General features: G+C 65.3%; 16 protein-coding genes and 1 pseudogene. 9 read left to right on the forward strand and 8 right to left on the reverse strand.

From position 1 onward, the window contains the following. Positions 1 to 81: 81 nt before the first annotated feature. A complete protein-coding gene (locus tag ACYVN4_RS42400; RefSeq protein ID WP_460729488.1) occupies positions 82 to 1998 on the reverse strand; it encodes a peptidase in 1917 nt (638 codons plus the stop codon). Between the two features lie 47 nt (positions 1999 to 2045). Then, positions 2046 to 3269: a serine hydrolase domain-containing protein gene (locus ACYVN4_RS42405; RefSeq protein WP_460729490.1), complete on the reverse strand. Its 1224-nt coding sequence runs from the start codon at positions 3267 to 3269 to the stop codon at positions 2046 to 2048. Positions 3270 to 3355: 86 nt separating this feature from the next. Here ACYVN4_RS42405 and ACYVN4_RS42410 point away from each other — a divergent pair, with 86 nt between their 5' ends. The 4 genes from ACYVN4_RS42410 (at position 3356) to ACYVN4_RS42425 (ending at position 7590) form a co-directional block, all read left to right on the forward strand. Further along, positions 3356 to 5389: an ArnT family glycosyltransferase gene (locus ACYVN4_RS42410; protein ID WP_460729492.1), complete on the forward strand. Its 2034-nt coding sequence runs from the start codon at positions 3356 to 3358 to the stop codon at positions 5387 to 5389. A gap of 170 nt (positions 5390 to 5559) precedes the next feature. Further along, complete coding sequence (locus ACYVN4_RS42415) at positions 5560 to 5982, forward strand: hypothetical protein (RefSeq protein ID WP_460729494.1); 423 nt, start codon at positions 5560 to 5562, stop codon at positions 5980 to 5982. 48 nt (positions 5983 to 6030) lie between these two features. Further along, positions 6031 to 6720, forward strand: a complete 690-nt coding sequence (locus ACYVN4_RS42420) for a FadR/GntR family transcriptional regulator (protein ID WP_460729496.1) — start codon at positions 6031 to 6033, stop codon at positions 6718 to 6720. Positions 6721 to 6744: 24 nt separating this feature from the next. After that, positions 6745 to 7590 carry an alkylmercury lyase family protein gene (locus ACYVN4_RS42425; RefSeq protein ID WP_460729498.1) on the forward strand — a complete coding sequence of 282 codons (846 nt, stop codon included), beginning with the start codon at positions 6745 to 6747 and terminating at the stop codon, positions 7588 to 7590. 9 nt (positions 7591 to 7599) lie between these two features. Here the strand turns inward: ACYVN4_RS42425 and ACYVN4_RS42430 are convergent, their stop codons facing one another. Together ACYVN4_RS42430 and ACYVN4_RS42435 are read right to left on the reverse strand one after the other, a co-directional pair. Beyond that, on the reverse strand, positions 7600 to 8805 hold the full coding sequence (locus ACYVN4_RS42430; RefSeq protein WP_460729500.1) for a hypothetical protein: 1206 nt from the start codon (positions 8803 to 8805) through the stop codon (positions 7600 to 7602). 55 nt (positions 8806 to 8860) lie between these two features. Beyond that, a pseudogene (locus ACYVN4_RS42435) lies at positions 8861 to 10299 on the reverse strand (FAD-dependent monooxygenase). Positions 10300 to 10384: 85 nt separating this feature from the next. On the opposite strand from ACYVN4_RS42435, the gene ACYVN4_RS42440 reads away from it, so the two are divergent. Continuing rightward, positions 10385 to 11053: a TetR/AcrR family transcriptional regulator gene (locus ACYVN4_RS42440; RefSeq protein WP_460729501.1), complete on the forward strand. Its 669-nt coding sequence runs from the start codon at positions 10385 to 10387 to the stop codon at positions 11051 to 11053. Here ACYVN4_RS42440 and ACYVN4_RS42445 read toward each other — a convergent pair. Next, complete coding sequence (locus tag ACYVN4_RS42445) at positions 11019 to 11330, reverse strand: EthD family reductase (protein WP_460729503.1); 312 nt, start codon at positions 11328 to 11330, stop codon at positions 11019 to 11021. The genes ACYVN4_RS42440 and ACYVN4_RS42445 overlap by 35 nt on opposite strands. 163 nt (positions 11331 to 11493) lie before the next feature. Then, entirely contained in the window at positions 11494 to 11751 is a 258-nt protein-coding gene (locus ACYVN4_RS42450; protein WP_460729505.1) for a hypothetical protein, read from the reverse strand. A 470-nt stretch (positions 11752 to 12221) separates the two neighbouring features. On the opposite strand from ACYVN4_RS42450, the gene ACYVN4_RS42455 reads away from it, so the two are divergent. The 3 genes from ACYVN4_RS42455 (at position 12222) to ACYVN4_RS42465 (ending at position 14324) form a co-directional block, all read left to right on the forward strand. Further along, positions 12222 to 12710, forward strand: a complete 489-nt coding sequence (locus ACYVN4_RS42455; RefSeq protein WP_460729507.1) for a DUF6630 family protein — start codon at positions 12222 to 12224, stop codon at positions 12708 to 12710. Between the two features lie 579 nt (positions 12711 to 13289). Further along, a complete protein-coding gene (locus tag ACYVN4_RS42460) occupies positions 13290 to 13568 on the forward strand; it encodes a hypothetical protein (protein WP_460729509.1) in 279 nt (92 codons plus the stop codon). A 333-nt stretch (positions 13569 to 13901) separates the two neighbouring features. Beyond that, positions 13902 to 14324, forward strand: coding sequence for a hypothetical protein (locus ACYVN4_RS42465; protein WP_460729511.1), 423 nt, complete (start codon positions 13902 to 13904; stop codon positions 14322 to 14324). Between the two features lie 240 nt (positions 14325 to 14564). Here ACYVN4_RS42465 and ACYVN4_RS42470 read toward each other — a convergent pair whose 3' ends face one another. After that, a complete protein-coding gene (locus ACYVN4_RS42470; protein WP_460729513.1) occupies positions 14565 to 15113 on the reverse strand; it encodes a hypothetical protein in 549 nt (182 codons plus the stop codon). Between the two features lie 244 nt (positions 15114 to 15357). Here ACYVN4_RS42470 and ACYVN4_RS42475 point away from each other — a divergent pair, with 244 nt between their 5' ends. Further along, positions 15358 to 15825 (forward strand): TY-Chap domain-containing protein, encoded by a 468-nt coding sequence (locus ACYVN4_RS42475; RefSeq protein WP_460729515.1) that lies wholly within the window; start codon positions 15358 to 15360, stop codon positions 15823 to 15825. A 19-nt stretch (positions 15826 to 15844) separates the two neighbouring features. Here ACYVN4_RS42475 and ACYVN4_RS42480 read toward each other — a convergent pair whose 3' ends face one another. Continuing rightward, positions 15845 to 16276 carry a hypothetical protein gene (locus ACYVN4_RS42480; protein ID WP_460729517.1) on the reverse strand — a complete coding sequence of 144 codons (432 nt, stop codon included), beginning with the start codon at positions 16274 to 16276 and terminating at the stop codon, positions 15845 to 15847. Between the last annotated feature and the right edge of the window lie 176 nt (positions 16277 to 16452).

Here is a 16452-nt window from a genome sequence, read left to right on the forward strand (position 1 = left end):
ACTGAAATTGCCGCAGACAGACTGGGCGGTATTTCTGTACGGCAGATGTACGGCGCCACAATGGCGAGCGAGTTGCTCCTGTCAGGAGCGGACTTGTTGCCAGAGGCGCAGGTAGCTTTCCGCGCCGTGCATCATGTCGGAAGTCAGGTCCGGACCGCCGAGGATGCGAACAGCCTCCAGCCAGTCGGCGTAGGTGCCGTAGCTGGCGACACCGTCGGTGTTGATATCGAAAGTTCGGTCGCCCCAGCGTTCCTTGTCGAAGGTGACACCGCCGTCGATGGACTTGAAGGGATATTGCACCACCGTGCTGCCGATGGGCGCACCCTGCGCACCGAGTCCGTTCATATCTGAGCCGTAGCCGAACCCGACATCGGGCACCGATTTCGGCATGGCGTGCGCGTCGCGCCACTTCTGCACGAACGCGGCCGGGCTGCCCGCGTAGGGCGTGACGAAACCGCCTGCGGCATACACCCGTTGGGTGGTGCGGGTGGAATCCCAACCGTGCGAGGACAGCACGCCCGGGTAGTGACGACTCTCGATGATGCTGAGTGCCTGATCGGCGGTCGCCTCATCCATGTGGTCGATCTCGATCAGGAAACCCTGATCGATCATCTTGTTGATCAGATACTTCCCGAGATCGGTGAGCCCCCGCGCATTACAGTGCGGTCCGGCCGGATAGAACGGCAGCGGAGCCCCGCCGATCAGCGGCGCGCTGAGCGTGCTGAGGAACTGCGTGGTGTCGCCGATGCCCGGAACCGAGTACTGGGTGTTGTCGTGCTCGGCGCCCGGGCAGGGCTGAATGTTCCAGAACGCCCCGGTCTGCATGTAATTGCCGACATTGACCAGCAACCCGGTGGTGTTGGCGTCCATCTTGGTGCCGCCGAAGGCATCATCGAACTTGTGCACCGGAAAGAAGCTGGTGACGCCGAGCTTGCGGAGTTCGATCAGCCAGCGATCCACGTCGGCCTCATCGCATTTCGGCCGATTCTGGACCACGCCGCACCCCATCGGGTCGGACAGTTCCATGCCGATGACCACCGCGAGTTTCCCGGCGGATGCGACCCGGCGCGCCTCGGCGGGATCGGTGACGATGCGGAAGAAGCCGAGTCCGGGGCCTCCGGTTTGGGCGTCGATGTAATCCTGCAGCGCGTGCAGATCGGCGATCTGGGTGCGAACGGAAACCATATCGTCGCAGGGGTTTCGGCGGTCGGTCATCATCGCGCACAGTGATTCGTTGTCGACCACGTCGATGGTCATCATGCGCAGACCCGCCAGCCAAGCACGCTGGATGCCGGTCCAGTACGTGCCCTCGGTGGACAGCTTGGACGGCCGTGGCCAGTCCCGGAAGCTCGGCCACCCGACGGTGTCGGAGTTGTGCGCGGGCGCACCGTAATCCAGGAAGTTGGCGATCAGCCCATTGGTGCCGTTGCGGTAGGACGCGCAGTCGGGCAGCGCGAAGACGACCCCGTACGGATGCCAGGGGCGGCCGCAATGGAAGTCGCCGCCGAGGAATTCGAAGGCGGTCACGTGCACGTGGGCATCGATGGTTCCGATGACCGAACCGTCGGGGCCGACGCTGGGCCCCGGTGTGCCGGTCGCCTCGACCGCGGCCTCCGGGTATTCGGCGCAGCCGCTGGCCGGGGTGAACACTGCAGCCGTGGTGGTACCGGTCGCGGCGTTGGTGAGGCTGAAACCGTCTGTGGCGGAACCGTCTACCCGCCATTCGGCGGTCGGCGACGGAGTCGGCGCGGGATGAATCGCCCCGTTCGCCGCATCCAGGAACTGGCCGTGGCTGCCGTAGAGCAGATACTCACCGAGAGTGGTCGGCTGCATCCGGTAGGGCCCGGCGTCCGCTTGCAGTGGTCCCGCCGGAGAGTCGATCTCGAAGCACCCGTGCGCGAGCGAGTAGCGGGTCTGGCCGGTATCAGCCTGCGCGGCGGCCGTCCCGATGACACCGGCGCACAGCGCGACGACAGCCGCAATCAGCAGGTGTCTCAAGCCTTTTCTCCTGCCACCGCGATTCAGATATGCGAAACAACACTATTTCACGGTTGGGTGAGGGTGGAGATCTGGGCGACCAGCTGAGTGGGACGAGCGAGATCGGCCTGCGCCTTACCGCTGGTGAGGATCGCGCCGGACAGCGAGCGGGCCCGATCGGACCAGGCGTACTGGGTGGTCAGTCCGCTGCGGCCGAAATGGGATTGGGTGTCGCGCCCGAACTTGGACCGGCGCGCCCCCAGCTCGTAACCGGCCACGGACACCCGCCCTGCGATGCCCGGCAACCACGGCGCGGGTTGGATTGCCGCGGCGAGGGTTTCGGGACGCATGATGCGCACACCGTCGAGTTCACCGCCGCGGGTGAGGATCTCGTAGAAGCGCGACAGCTCGAACGCGGTGGTCACGAGGTTGCCGGACGGCAGTTCGGCGGTGAGGAACGCGCGCGCGGCAGCCTCGTCGGTGGGACCGGACAGCCCGCCGCCGAGCGCGCGCCCCGCGACATGCCGCCAGATCTTGGACGGCCCGGGCCCGACCTTCACGCTCGGCACCACCGCGTCGACATCCTCGGGCCGCACCCCGAAATTGGTCCAGCGGAACCCGAGCGGCTCCAGCACCTGCTCACGCAGATGCTCGCGCATGGATTTCCCGGTCGCCCGCTGGACCAGCAGCCGCTGGATCAGACCCCCGGTGAGCGCGTGATACACCCGGAATCGCCCCGGCGCCCAGCTCGGCTCGAGGTCGGCCAGCCCGCGCACCGCCAACTCCTCATCCAGAACCATGTCCGAGCCGCGATGCGGTGGGGTGATGAAAGGGACTCCGGCCGAATGCGACAGCACATCGCCGATGGTGATGCGGTCCTTGCCGTGACCGGAGAACTCCGGAACATAGGCGCTCACCGGGTCGGTCAACGCGAACGCGCCCTGCTCGATGAGCATGAACATCAGCGCCGCGGAAACGCCCTTGGCCGTGGAGAATCCGCAGAACGGCGAATCGGGCGTGACCAGCCGCTTGTCGGCGTCGGCGGCATCCCTGGGCGCGTTGCCCCAGCCGTACCCGATGGCCCGGTTCAGCACCACCTGCCCGCGATGCCGCAGGCACACCTGAATGGCGGGCGTGGTGCCCAGGCGATACCAGTCCTGCACCGACTGCCAGATCGCGTCGACAGCCCCGCGATCGAGTCCGGTGGCGGCAGGCTCGGATTCGGCTCCGACGGTGGTCACCGCGTCGAGGTCGTGGTCGATTCGCACCAATGCTGCCGTCGCTGGGCTCATTCGACCAGCATAGAGAGATCATCGTTCACAGGAAGCTCCCAGGCTGGAGCCAGGGTCCTCACTGTCTGGGCAGACACACTCCCGCGGTGAGCGTGACCACTGCCGAGTTGGCCCCGTCCGAACCGACCACCCCGCCGATCGAGACCCCCGGCGGCCTTCCACCTGCGCGTCGCTGGGAACGAATCGCGCTGGCGCTGCTGCTCGTGGGCACCGCCGTCGCCTATCTGTGGAACATTACCGTCAATGCGATGGGCAACAGCTTCTATGCCGCGGCCGCCTGGTCCGGATCGCAGAACTGGAAAGCGGTGCTGTTCGGATCCCTGGATCCGGGCAACTTCATCACCGTCGACAAACCGCCGGTGTCGCAATGGGTGATGGGCGTCTCCGGGCAGCTGTTCGGATTCAGCAGCGCGAGCATGCTTGCACCGCAGGCAATCATGGCGGTCGGCGCGGTGGCGTTGATGTACGGGGCGGCCACGCGGGTGACGCTGAGCCGCGGGGCCGGATTGCTGGCGGGCGTCGTGCTCGCGGTGACTCCCGTGGTGGCGTTGATGTTCCGGTTCAACAATCCGGATGCCGCGATGGTGCTGCTGATGACCGCGGCCGCGTACTGCACGGTGCGCGCGCTGGCCCGGGCCAGCCTGCTGTGGATCTCGCTGGCCGGTGTCGCCCTGGGCTTCGCTTTCCTGGCCAAGATGCTCGAGGGTCTGATGGTGCTGCCCGCCCTCGGACTGGCCTACCTGATCGTCGCGCCGACGACGCTGCGCAACCGGCTACTGCACTCGCTGTCGGCGCTGGTGGCGTTGATCGTCTCCTCCGGCTGGTTCGTGGTGCTCACCATCCTGTGGCCCGCCGACTCCCGCCCGTATCTGGCCGGATCCAAGGACAACACCTTCATGGATCTGGTGCTGGGCTACAACGGTTTCGCCCGTTACCTGGGCAAGAACCACATGGGCGGCAGTCCGGGTAACCCGTTCGGCATGCCGGAGGGCTATCAGGTTCCGGAGTCCGTGCGGCAGGGCGCCTTCGGGCCCGGCGGGTTCGGCAACGGCCCCGACCGATTATTCACCGGTGAGATCGGATTCGAGATCTCCTGGTTGCTGCCCGCGGCGCTGCTCGCATTCGTGCTGGTGCTGGTGTCGCGCGGGCGGCGGCCGCGCACCGATCTGATTCGCGGTGCGGCCTTGGTGTTCGGACTGTGGCTGGTCATCGACGGCGTGCTGTTCGCGGCGATGAAGTCGGGCATGCACGCGTACTACACGCTGGCCATCGCGCCCGCGATCGCCGGATGCTTCGCGCTGGGTGCCTACGAGGCGTGGCGTCGCCGGGCCGAGGCGTTCGGCCGCATCGGTGGCGCAGCGCTGATTCTCGCCGCGGGGATCTGGGGTTTCGTGCTGCTGCAACGCAATAGCGAATGGCAGCCGTGGCTGCGCTGGACCATTCTCGCGCTCGTGGTCGTGTCGGCGGCCGGTCTGCTGGCGCTGGCCCTGCCGCCCGCCGCGCGATGGGAACGGCTGCGCGCCCGCGCGACCACCCTGCTGCTGGTGGTGGGTGTGATTGCGGGCCTGGCCGGTTCGACCGCCTACGCCGCCGCCACGCTGCCGCAGGCGCACATCGGCGGCAGCCCGGTGGTCGGTCCGCCGCGCCCGAAGAAGAAGGACGAGGCGCCCAACCCGTTCCGCAAGCAGCTCGAGATGCTCTTCGGCGGCCAGACCGATCCGGAGCTGGTCGCGCTGCTGAAGACCACCAACACGCGCTGGTCGGCGGCCATCGATCGGTCCTCGCCCGCCGCGAACCTCGAATTGGCCAGCCGCACATCGGTGCTCGCCATCGGCGGGTTCACCTCCGCCGACCCGGTGCCGACCTTGCCGCAGTTCCAGGACATGGTCAGCAAACACGAGATCAGCTACTACCTCGTCCCGGAGATCCATCTGCCCGACACGTGGCGGACCGATCCGAAGCCCGCGAATTCCGACCCGGCCAAGCCTGCCGACCCGAACCAGGGCCTGTGGCGGCCCGCGGGTAACAAGCAGATCCTCGACTGGGTGACCTCGCACTACAGCAGCACTCAGAAGTTCGGTGACCTGGCTGTCTATGACCTGACGGTCGCGCCGCACTGATCAGCGATCACGATGCCCACCCGGTTCCCGAACCGGGTGGGCATCGCCGTTTCCGCCCGGTATCCCTCGCCTGTGTCACCGCTCACATCGCGTTGACAAACGTCTGACGTTTGCATGATCGTGAGTTCTGATAGCAATCAATCAGCTACCTGCGACCCAGGAGTGACGACATGAAGCGTTCCACTGCTGTACTTATCGCCGGAATCACCGCCGTCATGGCATTCCCGCTGGCCACCGCCACCGCGCAGGCCGCCCCGCCCGGCTCGGTCTATTTCGATCACGAGGGCAAGAACTGTGCCATCACCCCCGATGGCATCGTCGGTTGCGATGGCTGGCAGATGGTTGGCGTCGGGTCGCTCCCGATCGGCGGCGGACTGCCGATCAGTGTGCCCGCGCCGCAACGGCTCTGGGACGCGGGCGGCTCACATCCTTCCTACGACTTCAGTCAGCCGTTCACGCTGCCCGGCGGCAATCCCGATTTCGCTCAGGTGGCCAATGAGCAGGGGACGTTCGGGCCGCGCCTGACCTTCGCGGGGGCATCGTGCGAGGTAGGTTTCCACGGGCTGTTCATCTGCCGGGCGCGCGGCGCATAGCGGCAGGAACGTAGCGGCAATCGCACCCCACCAACCCGGAGGTCCGACGTGGCCGAACTGGCCAAACCCGTTCGCAATGCGACCCTTTCGCAGCAGATCGCCGATGAGCTGCGGACCCGGATCGTCGCGGGCGATTGGCCGGTCGGCACCAAGATCCCCGCGGAACCCGAGCTGATGGCGATGCTCGGTGTCAGCCGCAGCACGGTGCGCGAGGCGCTGCGGTCCCTGGTGCACACTCGCATGCTCGAGGCGCGCGCCGGGGACGGCACCTACGTTCGCTCCGACAGCGCACTGGAATTCGCGCTGCTCGAACGTATCGAGCAGGCCGACCTGCGGGATGTGCTGGAGATCCGCGCCATGCTCGAACTGCACACCGTGCGCTTGGCCGCGCAGCGCTGCACCCCCGCCCATGCTCGGCAGCTGCGCGCGCTGCTCGAGAATCTGGAACAGGCCACCGCACAGGCGAAAACGGTCGACGAGTGGTTGCCTGCCGCGATCGCCCTGTTCCACGGCATGACCGCCGCCACCGGCAATTCGCTGCTCGCCGAGCTTTACCACCACCTCGACACCGCTACCTCGCGTGATCTGACCCAGGCCGCTTGGCAACACGACATCGCCAGGAAATCCCTTCCCCTGCAACGCGAGCTGGTCGATGCCATCACCGGCAACGATCCCGATCGTGCCGAGCAGACCGTGCGGCAGCTCGAACGAGTGTTCCTGCTGGCCGCGGAGCAATAGCCCTTCGATTCCAGGGAGGCCGTCATGGCCGAGCTCTCCGAACGCGCCCGTGCCATCCGCCACCGGATCATGGATCAGGTGCGGCTACGGGGTACCGCGCCCGCAATCTCCGAGCTGCGCGACGAGTTCGCGCTGTCGGAGCCCGAACTCGCCGCCGATCTGCGCGCGCTCGAGGGCGCGATCTGCGTGGCCTGCCAGGACGCAGAGCATGCCGAAAGTCCTACGTTTCAGGATGAATCGCTGGCCGCGCCGCAGCCGCCGCTGGGTGAGCTGGTTTATGCGCGCCCGTTCGCGACCTTCCCGAATCACTATCGGGTGAGTGTCGACGGAGAGCAGCGCTGGTTCGCGGAATGCGCGGTCGAGGCGTGCGCAATCTCCGGTCAGTTCCCGGGCGCGGAGGTGGTCGTCGATTCGGTGTGCCGACAGACCGGGGAGCCCGTCCGGCTGGTCGGTCGGGACGGCGTCCTGGTCGACTATTCGCCCGCGACCCTGCGCGTGCATCTGGGATATCCGTTGCGCGACATGCCTCATCGCGTGGTCGGCTGGTGCGACTACAACAGCTTCTTCGCCTCCGAGGACGCCGCCGTCGAGTGGCAGCGCGCGCACCCGGACATCCGGGGCATCACCCGCTCCCCCGTGCAGATGTCGCGGCTCATCAGCGAATTGCTCGGGGTTGGCCGCCTAGGCGACGACTATCAGCCGGACTTCCCGATCCTGCCGCTGCTGCGCCGGGCCGAGCGTTTCGGTCTCACCCGGCCCGGACCCTGGAATATCCCGCTGCCCGAACCGTTCTGGCTACCGACCCTGGGCATGGTCCGCGATTGGAAGCGGCAGGGCCTGGGCAACTTCTTCCGCTTTCATCTGCGCTGAGTCTCGCCGTCAGGACAGCAGGTCGCGGATGTGGGCGGGAATCTCGGCCGGGTCGCGCGGATAGCTCGCGAACTCGCGGCGGTATTCCTCGATGGTGGGGGCCGGAACCCATTCGGGGGTTTCGGAATTGGAGAACGTCGAGCGGTACGTGGCGTCGGGGCGGAATTCGAGTTTGCCGCTGAACCAGGTGCCGCGGATCGGATCGTAGGCGGTTTCCTTGGAGGCCGTCAGGACGCCCAGCAGCTCCTGCGGCGGATTCAGGTTCTGCACGGTCTTCTCATCGATCATGACCGAGATACCCGCATGGCCCTCGGCGCCGACCATGGAGAACCAGACCATGACGAAGGTCCAGCCGCGCGGGAGCAGCGGCATGACGACCTTCAGCATGTCGGTTTCGAGGGTCTCGTCCTCGGATTCGGGCTTGGCTTGGGTGCTGCGTACCGGGCCGTCGGCCAGGATGGGTCGCAGCATCAGGGTGGAGCCGTCCGCATTCTGAATGGCCTCCGGGATCTGCCCGGCCGCACGCGGGTAGAGCTCGAATTCACGACGCCACTCGGCCGGATCGATGACCGGAAACTTCCCGGCGACATCGTTTTTGCGGAAGTTGACGTGGGTGCCGCTGCGGTCGACCAGGATCTGACCGCTCAGCCAGGCGCCGGTGTGTTCGTCGTAGGACCGGCGCTTGTGCTCGGTGAGGAACGCCCACAGGTTCTCGTCGACTTCGAACTGCTTCGTCTTCAGCAGGCCGTATTTTGCTTCGATCTGCCCGTAGCCGAATTCCCCGACCGCGACGACCCACAGCCGCAACGATTTCCATCCCGGCGGCACGCTCTCGGTCACCGCGGTGACCAGCGCGTTCTCGACGACCTCCAGGCTGACATTGCCCAGATCGATCCAACCGCCCGTGACGGGGAACTCGGGCACGGCGCTGCCGACCGATTCGAGCAACACCATCACCTCGGGGTCGGGTTGCTCCCAGCTCGACAGCTCGATGCGATAACCGGTGATCTCGGAATGTCCCGACCGCGCTGCGAGTTCGCGCGCGTGCCCCGATCGAATGGCGTGCACGTAGGCCGCCAGCTTGCGGCGAAAGTCCTCGCGCAGCACCGCCGGATCGACCTCGGCCGAGATGCGGTCCTCGCGCATATTGAGCACCATGCGCCCGTCCGGCGCCACCGCGACCAGATCGATTTCGTCGTATTCCTGCACAGTCATGTCGTCCCCCGGTGGATCAAGTCGAACTCGGTGGCGAACATACCGCAAGGTCCTGTCAGTGGCCGGAGGAACCGACCCAGGCCGTCAGTGCCCGGTCCAGCCCTGGGGTGCAAGGGTTGTCGCAGGCCCAGGCCACGTGGCCGTCGGGGCGGATCAGGACGGCGGCCGGGGTGGGATCTCGCCGAGACCGGGGACGGTCCAGCGGGCAGCCTCACAGCGCGCGGCGACGAGGGCGAGCTGGTCCGGCCGGGCTGCGAGCGGGAGGCGGGTTCCGTTCAGCGACAACAGGACCGGACGTGAGGGGCGGAGTAGCTCGTGGACTCGGGTGGCACCGGCCGGCACGGTCAGGTCGGCGTCGGGAACCCGGTGGCCGGACAGAGGGTGGTCGTGGCCGACGTCGTAGCGGAGGTCGAGGGCCGAAAGCATGGCGGCCAGGCGGTGACGAACCTGATCGATATCGAAGAGGCCCGAGAGGGTTTCGCGGAGCGCTTCGGTGTGCGGGCCGGGGCGCATCAAGGCGGTTTGGGCTCGGGTGTTCTGCAATACCCGAGCGGCGACGGGGCGGCGTTCGGATTCGTAAGTGTCCAGCAGGGATTCGGGGGTGTGGGCGAGTAAGACGGCGGCGAGTTTCCAGCCGAGGTTGACGGCATCCTGCACGCCGGTGTTGAGGCCCTGGCCGCCGGCCGGGAAGTGGATATGCGCAGCGTCGCCCGCCAGGAAGACCCGGCCGCGTCGGTATTGGTCGGCGAGGCGTGCGGCATCGCCGAATTGGGAGACCCAGCGGGGGCTGTGCATGCCGTAGTCGGTCCCGGCGACCTCACGGAAAGAGGTGCGGAAGTCGTCGAAGGTGGGTTCCGTCGAGTGGTCGAGGACACGATCATGGCGGTTGACCATGAGGCGGAACCAGCCGGGCCGCAAGGGAAGTACCGAGAAATCGCCGGGGCCGCGGCGGCGAGTCAGGACCCAACCCTGTGGCGGGTCGGCGAGTTCGACATCGGCGATCATGCCGAGCATGGTCGCGTCGGTGCCGGTGAAGCCGATGCCCGCGAGCTTGCGAACGTTGCTGCGGCCGCCGTCGCAGCCGACCAGATAGGCGGCGCGCAGTGTGCGGGGTTCGACGCCGCCGAGGCTCACCTCGACTCCGTCGGCGTCCTGCGTGAGCCCGACGACCGGTGAATCCCACTGCACGGGCGCGCCCAGTTCGGTTGCGTACCTGTCGAGTTGGGTCTCGAACTCGGCCTGCGTGATGACGAGTCCATTGGGGTGGCGGGTGCCCAGATCACCGAAAATCATGGGCAGTCCGGCGAAGTGGCCAGGCCCTTGGCCCTGGTACACGAACCCGTGCGGCAGCAGTCGCTCCACCAGACCGCGCTGATCGAGGATCTCCATCGTGCGGGCATTGATGCCACCCGCGCGCGACCGGCCGGTCCGCCGCGCCAGCGCGTCGACCACGATCACTTCGACTCCGGCGGCTCGCAATTCGCAGGCCAGCATCAGACCGGTCGGTCCGGCACCGGCAATGACAACCTCGGCGTGGTAAACATTGTTCACCACGCCGAGGCTATTAGGCTCTGCACCGATGGTCAAACGCGGATTGAATCGGGATCGACTGGTGGAGATCGCCCACGAGTACGTGGCGGCGAACGGATTGGACGCGCTCACCATGCGTCGGCTGGCGAGCGCCGCCGAGGTGACCCCCGGCGCGCTCTACAAGCATCTGAAGGATCGGCGAGACCTGCAGCGCGCCATGTCCGATGCCGTCTACGCCACCATCGACCTGACCGACATCGACACCGACCACCCGACCGTCGCCCAGGTGATCACCTGCTGCGAACGCATGCGCGCGGCCATGCTGAACTTCCGCGACGGCGGCCGCATCGTGGCAGGCTCCTACTCCCCCTTCGCGGCCACCCTGAAACTGTCGAGCACCCTGATGCGGCTACTCCAGGGCGTGGTCCAACCACCCTTCCGCGCAGGCGACGTCCAATCCGCTCTGCGTTCCTACACAACGGGATTCGTGATCGAGGAGCAGGCCTACCTGGAACTCGAGCGAGCAGGCGAATGGGAGGAACTGGTCGCAACCCTCACCACCCACCTCCCGCGAGCCAACCCCACCGGCGACACCATCTCGATCATGACCGGCGAACGCGACCGCCGCTTCACCGCCGGCCTGACCGCCATCCTCACCGGCACGGTCCGCCCCGACTCCGGCCTCAGCCAGCAGCGTCCTGCATCGGATAGTCGATGACGACCACACCGCCGGTGGCGTAGTCGGCGACATCGGCGGCCGCCCGCTGGCCCTGCTCCGACGCCCGAGACGCGGCCAGGGCGGCGGCATCCGCGAAGTCGGCCTCGAAGACCGCGAAATACGGCGCTTCTCCGCCGGCCGCCGCCACATCGAAGCTGTAGCGACACCCAAGCAAGCCGGGCATCTCCCTCACCAACGGCAGGTGTTTGGTCACGTAGTAGTCGCGGAAGTGGTCAGGGTCGGCAGGCTTCGGGTACAGAACCAACAACCTATGCATGACCATCTCCGTCCAATTGAATTGCCATATGCGCAGGTTAGGGCGTGATGTGCAGTCGGGGGAAAGATCAATACGGGATAGACCCAGAACGGATGGTTATCAATCGATGAGGAAGACCGGCGGAATCAGCCACTGAACGAATCCGCCGGCACACCCTGACCAGCTAGAGGTTCATACGCCGGTAGAGCCCACTTTTGATAATCCGGCGTGACTCAACCTGCGCGACAGCCGACAGCCCCGTCAGCGGTTCGTACTTCTGAACGAGATCCCACTCCGGCTCGACAAGATCGGCGAATGTCGCCCGCTCAGCGATGTCACGCAACCGATCCAGCTCATCGAGCGCCTCCACAACCCGGGCGTGCTGAGCCTCGACATTCAACACAGCCATACGCGCGGTCTCTCGGGGGTTGTCCGCTGTCACAGGGCCACTCCTTCATCCGTTGGGGTGGCACACATTACGGACGCCAACAGCCTCGGGCAAACCTCCTGGAAGCCACACCTCAGAGACCGGGAACTCCCGGTAGCCGATTGCGAGATGCCTTGTCTTGCAAGTCTTCTGGGCGATCTCAGATCCAGAACAGTGCCACCGTCAAGCGCGAGTAGCGCTCGAGGGCTGGTGAGGGGCTCAGTCGTTGTGCGGGTCGCTCGTCGCGCCTGGCGACGACCGGGTTTGACCGTTTCGGACATGCGCCAGTGAAGACCAAGGAGTACTCACTGCGGAATTTTGTCCACTCCCCCTCGCTGACAACTCCCCGACCTTGTCGCTGACGCCCAACCCAAGGAACATGGGTAAATTTCCAGGGAGATCGCCCGTGACAGTGTCGGTCCACCGGTGCCGAACCGAACAACCTTGTAAGCGGCATGGCAGTGTGTAGGGATAGATTCCCGGCCATGGGTTTTGGGGAGATGGAGCGGGCAGCACTGTCCGATCTGATTGAACTGTTCGCACCTGGCATCCACGAGGCGCATGAGGCACTGGCGGAGGTTATCGCCGACACTGATCCTGATTGGCTGTCTCCCGAAGGCGTACTCACCGACACCTTGTACAGAAACCGGCTCGTCTATTGCGATTGGAAGTCACACCCCCTCGAGATTCGTTCGTACCTTGAAGAGCTGCCTACCTGCCCACAGGCACTGACCTGGGGATGGTACGAGTGGACCGATGGAAGTGATTGGGACCCGGAAGACCTCGAACAGTTCCTCCGCCCGTTGTCCGAGAAGTGTCTGGAACTCGGTGTGGCACTGATCGGGATCGGGATCGACGCAGACGGTTTCAACCTCGGATTTCTCTTGACGGAGGACCTCGATCGATTCTCCACCCTTGCCTGCACGGCCGGAATCGAGGCTCGAATCTATCGGCCAGGATCTCGTATGCCTTGAATTCGCCGCGCAGCACACCCCTGACGACACACGACATTCGGTGCGGGTCAGGACGTTGAGGTTGTGGCCGTGTCCAAGTTCTGACTATCTGAGGTGTGGCCAGCCGATCGGTCGGTGAGCTATAGGCGGCCTGATTGTGCGTCCAGCCCGAACACACTCGGATCGCTCAGTGCGGTATCTGGCAGCACAGTGCGAACATCGTCGACTGCATGCTTATCGGCGGTATGGTGCGTCCGCCCGGCTGTGTCCGACGACGCTCAGTAGTCGGTAGCGATCGCTATCGTTTGAGCGGATCGGTTGTGCTGCAAGGGCTGCAGAGGATGGCGGAGGACAATGGGGATTCGGCGCACCCCCGGTTGGTGCGGAAGGTTGATGGTGACCGGGGGTTTAGCGGTTACGGTGATGCTGGGCTTGGTGGTGGTTGAGTGGCTCACTCCAAGAAGTGCTCCGTCGGATCCGACGTGCGGGTCGCTGACTGATGGGCAAGCGCGGAAACAGTTGACGGAATACTTCAGATTCGTTGTCCCGGAACAATTCCGGCTGAAGCGAGCAGAGGATCGCTGTACCGGTGCCGGGTGGATGGGCGACCCTCGATACGAATACGTCGGCCGGTTCAGCGCGTCAGCGTCGTGGCTCGATGAGCATCCCGTCGTCATGCCCGCCGATTACGGCCAGCGGGCCGCCACTTGCGCTGACACCGTGCGTTGGCAGCCCTTCGGGTTCGATTGCGGGCTCTCGACCTCGATGATGCTTTACGCCAGAGCGGATTCACCCACCGATCCGTGCTGGGTGTTGGTCAGCGAATCCGCAACGTCCGTGGACCTCTACACCGACTGCCAATGGGGATACACCGGCTGACGATCAGCCTCAAACCGAGTTCGATCTCGCTGACATTCCACGCCTGGTACCACATCCGCCACCTGCCTCACGATCACAGCCGCGGTGTAGCGATCCTGTGGACCGCCATGGGATTGAAAGAACTCGACGACGAACATCCCGCCAGGGACCTGCCCACCCCAAGCGGAAGCGCTTCTCGCCGAAGCTGATTCGCTGATCGAGCGCGAGTCGTTGAGTCTCCGATTGTGCCAGGCGATCCGCGCTGCCATGGACGACGCCGGATACTGACCTGCTCAACTGGACGGGTAACACTCGAGATCGCTTCGATCATCGGCAACCTCGTATCCTCGCGACATGACGATTCCGCTGGCGCGACCGGTACGCGGAGTCGCGGTGCGCTCCCGGAAGTCGCCGGGCAATTGCACACCCGACTGGGGCTACGCCGTATTGGATTTCGAGCCGATCCCCGACGGCGAATCCTCATCGGTCGAGTTCGCCTGCGCGCCTTGCCAGGACAGGGAACTCGGCGACGCCCTCGCCGAGGGCGCTTTGGCCGAGCTGGCGGGCACGGGCACCCACGACCCAACCCGCCGCCGCGCTGATCCGGTCGCGGCGCGAGTGGTGGTCCGCGTCATCGAACAGTCCGAGGTCGATTCCTGCGCGGCGGTCTATCGCGGGCTGGGCGTCTTAGCCGTCCGTGAAATGTTGAGCTGTCTGGATCAGGACCGCGAACCGCAACCGGTTATCACCCGGGTCAGCATCGGATTCCGGCTGTGACCCTGCGGGGCACCGGAGCTCTTCACTACGGTGGGCATCGGGGCGGGTCAGCGGCGATCTACGGGACGTTCAGATCGCCGCCCGCCACACCGACCCACGCACACCATGCGTTACGGCCGCGCCCGCACCGACCTCGACCGTCACCCTGGGGCCGTTGATCTTCAGCTAGGTAGCTCCGGCCACCGCGCGGGAAGCGGCTAACGTGCGTTGCCCAGTGGCCGGTAAGGCGTCACGCTCGTTCTAGCGGTTGCGCCACAGCTCCACGCGGCGGCCGATCGCCGCAGACATAGCGTCGAGCCGGTCTACGGCCTCCGCGTCGATGAACAGTAGTTCGAGCATGTCGCTGGCGTCGGCCGATCTGAGTTCGGTGAGTCCAACCAGAGCGGCGCCAATTCGCAAGCATCGATCACCGATCTCCTGTAAGAGCTTCTCGGCGATCTCCCCGTCCCTCCATCCGGCTTCACTCAGCGGTGCTACGAAATCCGGAACCCATTGCCATTCCAGCGATTCCGGGTGTGAACTCAGGCCCTGGAGTGCACGCTGCAGGTACTCGGGATCACAGTTGTGATCAAGGTGTGCGGCGAGCGCTGGTCCGTCATCGAACGGAGTCGGCTCGGTCAACGACTGGTTCAGTTCGTGGCGCGCCAGGGACTCCCACTCCGAGGCGGGAATATCGAGATCTTCCCCGGGCAGACCGGCGGCGCACTGGCGCACATAGTCGATCAACTCAGGCCGCCCATGCAGCAACACCTCGGCCGCCGCAACAATTTCCGCGAGAACCGACTCCATCCGGACACCTCCTGCAACATTGGATAGCCAGGACACGTTCCCACATACAGACTTTTCCGTTCACCGGCGCAATCCCCACCGGCACGCTCATCGGCATGTACGCGCGCTGGCGGGCGGTCGTACGGCGTTCTGCTCGTTGATCTTCCGATTCCCACGCTGGGCCATTGTCGGTCAGCGCAATAGGCGGCTAGTTGAGGACATCGCCCACCCGACGCTGTACGAACGTACGCAGCCGACCTAGTCGGTGCCGGTAGTTACGAATGCTGGAACCGAGGTTTGGCAGTGGTTTGCGACCACGCTGGCCTATGAGCTGTCCAGTTTGACAGTCCACAACTTTGTCTGGATCAAAGACAGCCACGAGCGCCTCTGTGCGCAGATTGCTCTCGCGCAGGGGAAGCTGGAATCCCATTGGGAGGGACGGCTGGTCGTAGAGATCACCGATCCCGACTTCTCCGGGCCCCGATTCGGCGTACCGCAGGTTGCTCAACCACAACTGATCGCCGAAGGATGGATCCTGGACCCCGACACCACATTCTGGGAACGTTCCATCAACTGGCAGGCTGACTTGAAGGGCTGTCACAACGTCGCGAACCTAGTCGTCAACGTCTTCCGTGATGTCCTACATCTCGCAGTGCCGCCTGCAAGGATCGTGTTGGAGTGGGACAACTACGATCGCGGCTACGGCTTCCCTGATCGCTACGACCTTGACTAGTGCTCGGGCACCTTTCCGCTCATTGGTGACAGTCGCTGATGCGCACGTCTGGATGGCCGTGAGCTTGGTCGGCGCCCTGACCGAAACCGCCTTTGGTGACTTTCACCGTGCACCACACACGATCGCCGACTCGCAGAGCTCCCAGCTCGCCGTCTGTCCTGGTCATGTGCAGACGTCGGTCCACCTCGCCGTCCAGCGCCAACGTCGGTGTCGCACTGCCGGGTTCGCTGCTCAGGTCGTAGCTCGTCCCGGAATACCGACCACCTGTGCTGTAGTCGCCTGAAAATGCCTTCACGGCGTCGACCGTGAACGCCACGCTGCCATCCCAAGTCTCCGGTTCCAGCCCGCTGGCAAGCTGCGCCAACCCCCGCAACACAACCCACAAGGAAAACCCGACCACGACACCAAGGGCAACCAACCAGATCGCCGCCCAACCCAAGAAACGCCGCATCTATCCCCCTCCGGACCACCTTGCCGGCAACACCAGCCTCGCGGCACCGCCGACAATGACGTCCATAATCGTCACATCCGGACGCGCTGGACAACTCCCGCAGTCGCGCCCACATCGGTGCGGGTTCAGGCGGTCATCGCAACACTTCGTCGAGTGCTTCTGATGGTGTGTGGAAT

It is taken from the genome of Nocardia heshunensis (genome assembly GCF_054782115.1).

Bases quoted from the DNA above. Each gene is read 5' to 3' on its own strand.
- ACYVN4_RS42405 (WP_460729490.1), bottom strand. From the start codon at position 3,269: ATGAGCCCAGCGACGGCAGCATTGGTGCGAATCGACCACGACCTCGAC.
- ACYVN4_RS42415 (WP_460729494.1), top strand. From the start codon at position 5,560: ATGAAGCGTTCCACTGCTGTACTTATCGCCGGAATCACCGCCGTCATG.
- ACYVN4_RS42425 (WP_460729498.1), top strand. From the start codon at position 6,745: ATGGCCGAGCTCTCCGAACGCGCCCGTGCCATCCGCCACCGGATCATG.
- ACYVN4_RS42430 (WP_460729500.1), bottom strand. From the start codon at position 8,805: ATGACTGTGCAGGAATACGACGAAATCGATCTGGTCGCGGTGGCGCCG.
- ACYVN4_RS42440 (WP_460729501.1), top strand. From the start codon at position 10,385: ATGGTCAAACGCGGATTGAATCGGGATCGACTGGTGGAGATCGCCCAC.
- ACYVN4_RS42445 (WP_460729503.1), bottom strand. From the start codon at position 11,330: ATGCATAGGTTGTTGGTTCTGTACCCGAAGCCTGCCGACCCTGACCAC.
- ACYVN4_RS42455 (WP_460729507.1), top strand. From the start codon at position 12,222: ATGGGTTTTGGGGAGATGGAGCGGGCAGCACTGTCCGATCTGATTGAA.
- ACYVN4_RS42460 (WP_460729509.1), top strand. From the start codon at position 13,290: ATGGGCGACCCTCGATACGAATACGTCGGCCGGTTCAGCGCGTCAGCG.
- ACYVN4_RS42465 (WP_460729511.1), top strand. From the start codon at position 13,902: ATGACGATTCCGCTGGCGCGACCGGTACGCGGAGTCGCGGTGCGCTCC.
- ACYVN4_RS42470 (WP_460729513.1), bottom strand. From the start codon at position 15,113: ATGGAGTCGGTTCTCGCGGAAATTGTTGCGGCGGCCGAGGTGTTGCTG.
- ACYVN4_RS42480 (WP_460729517.1), bottom strand. From the start codon at position 16,276: ATGCGGCGTTTCTTGGGTTGGGCGGCGATCTGGTTGGTTGCCCTTGGT.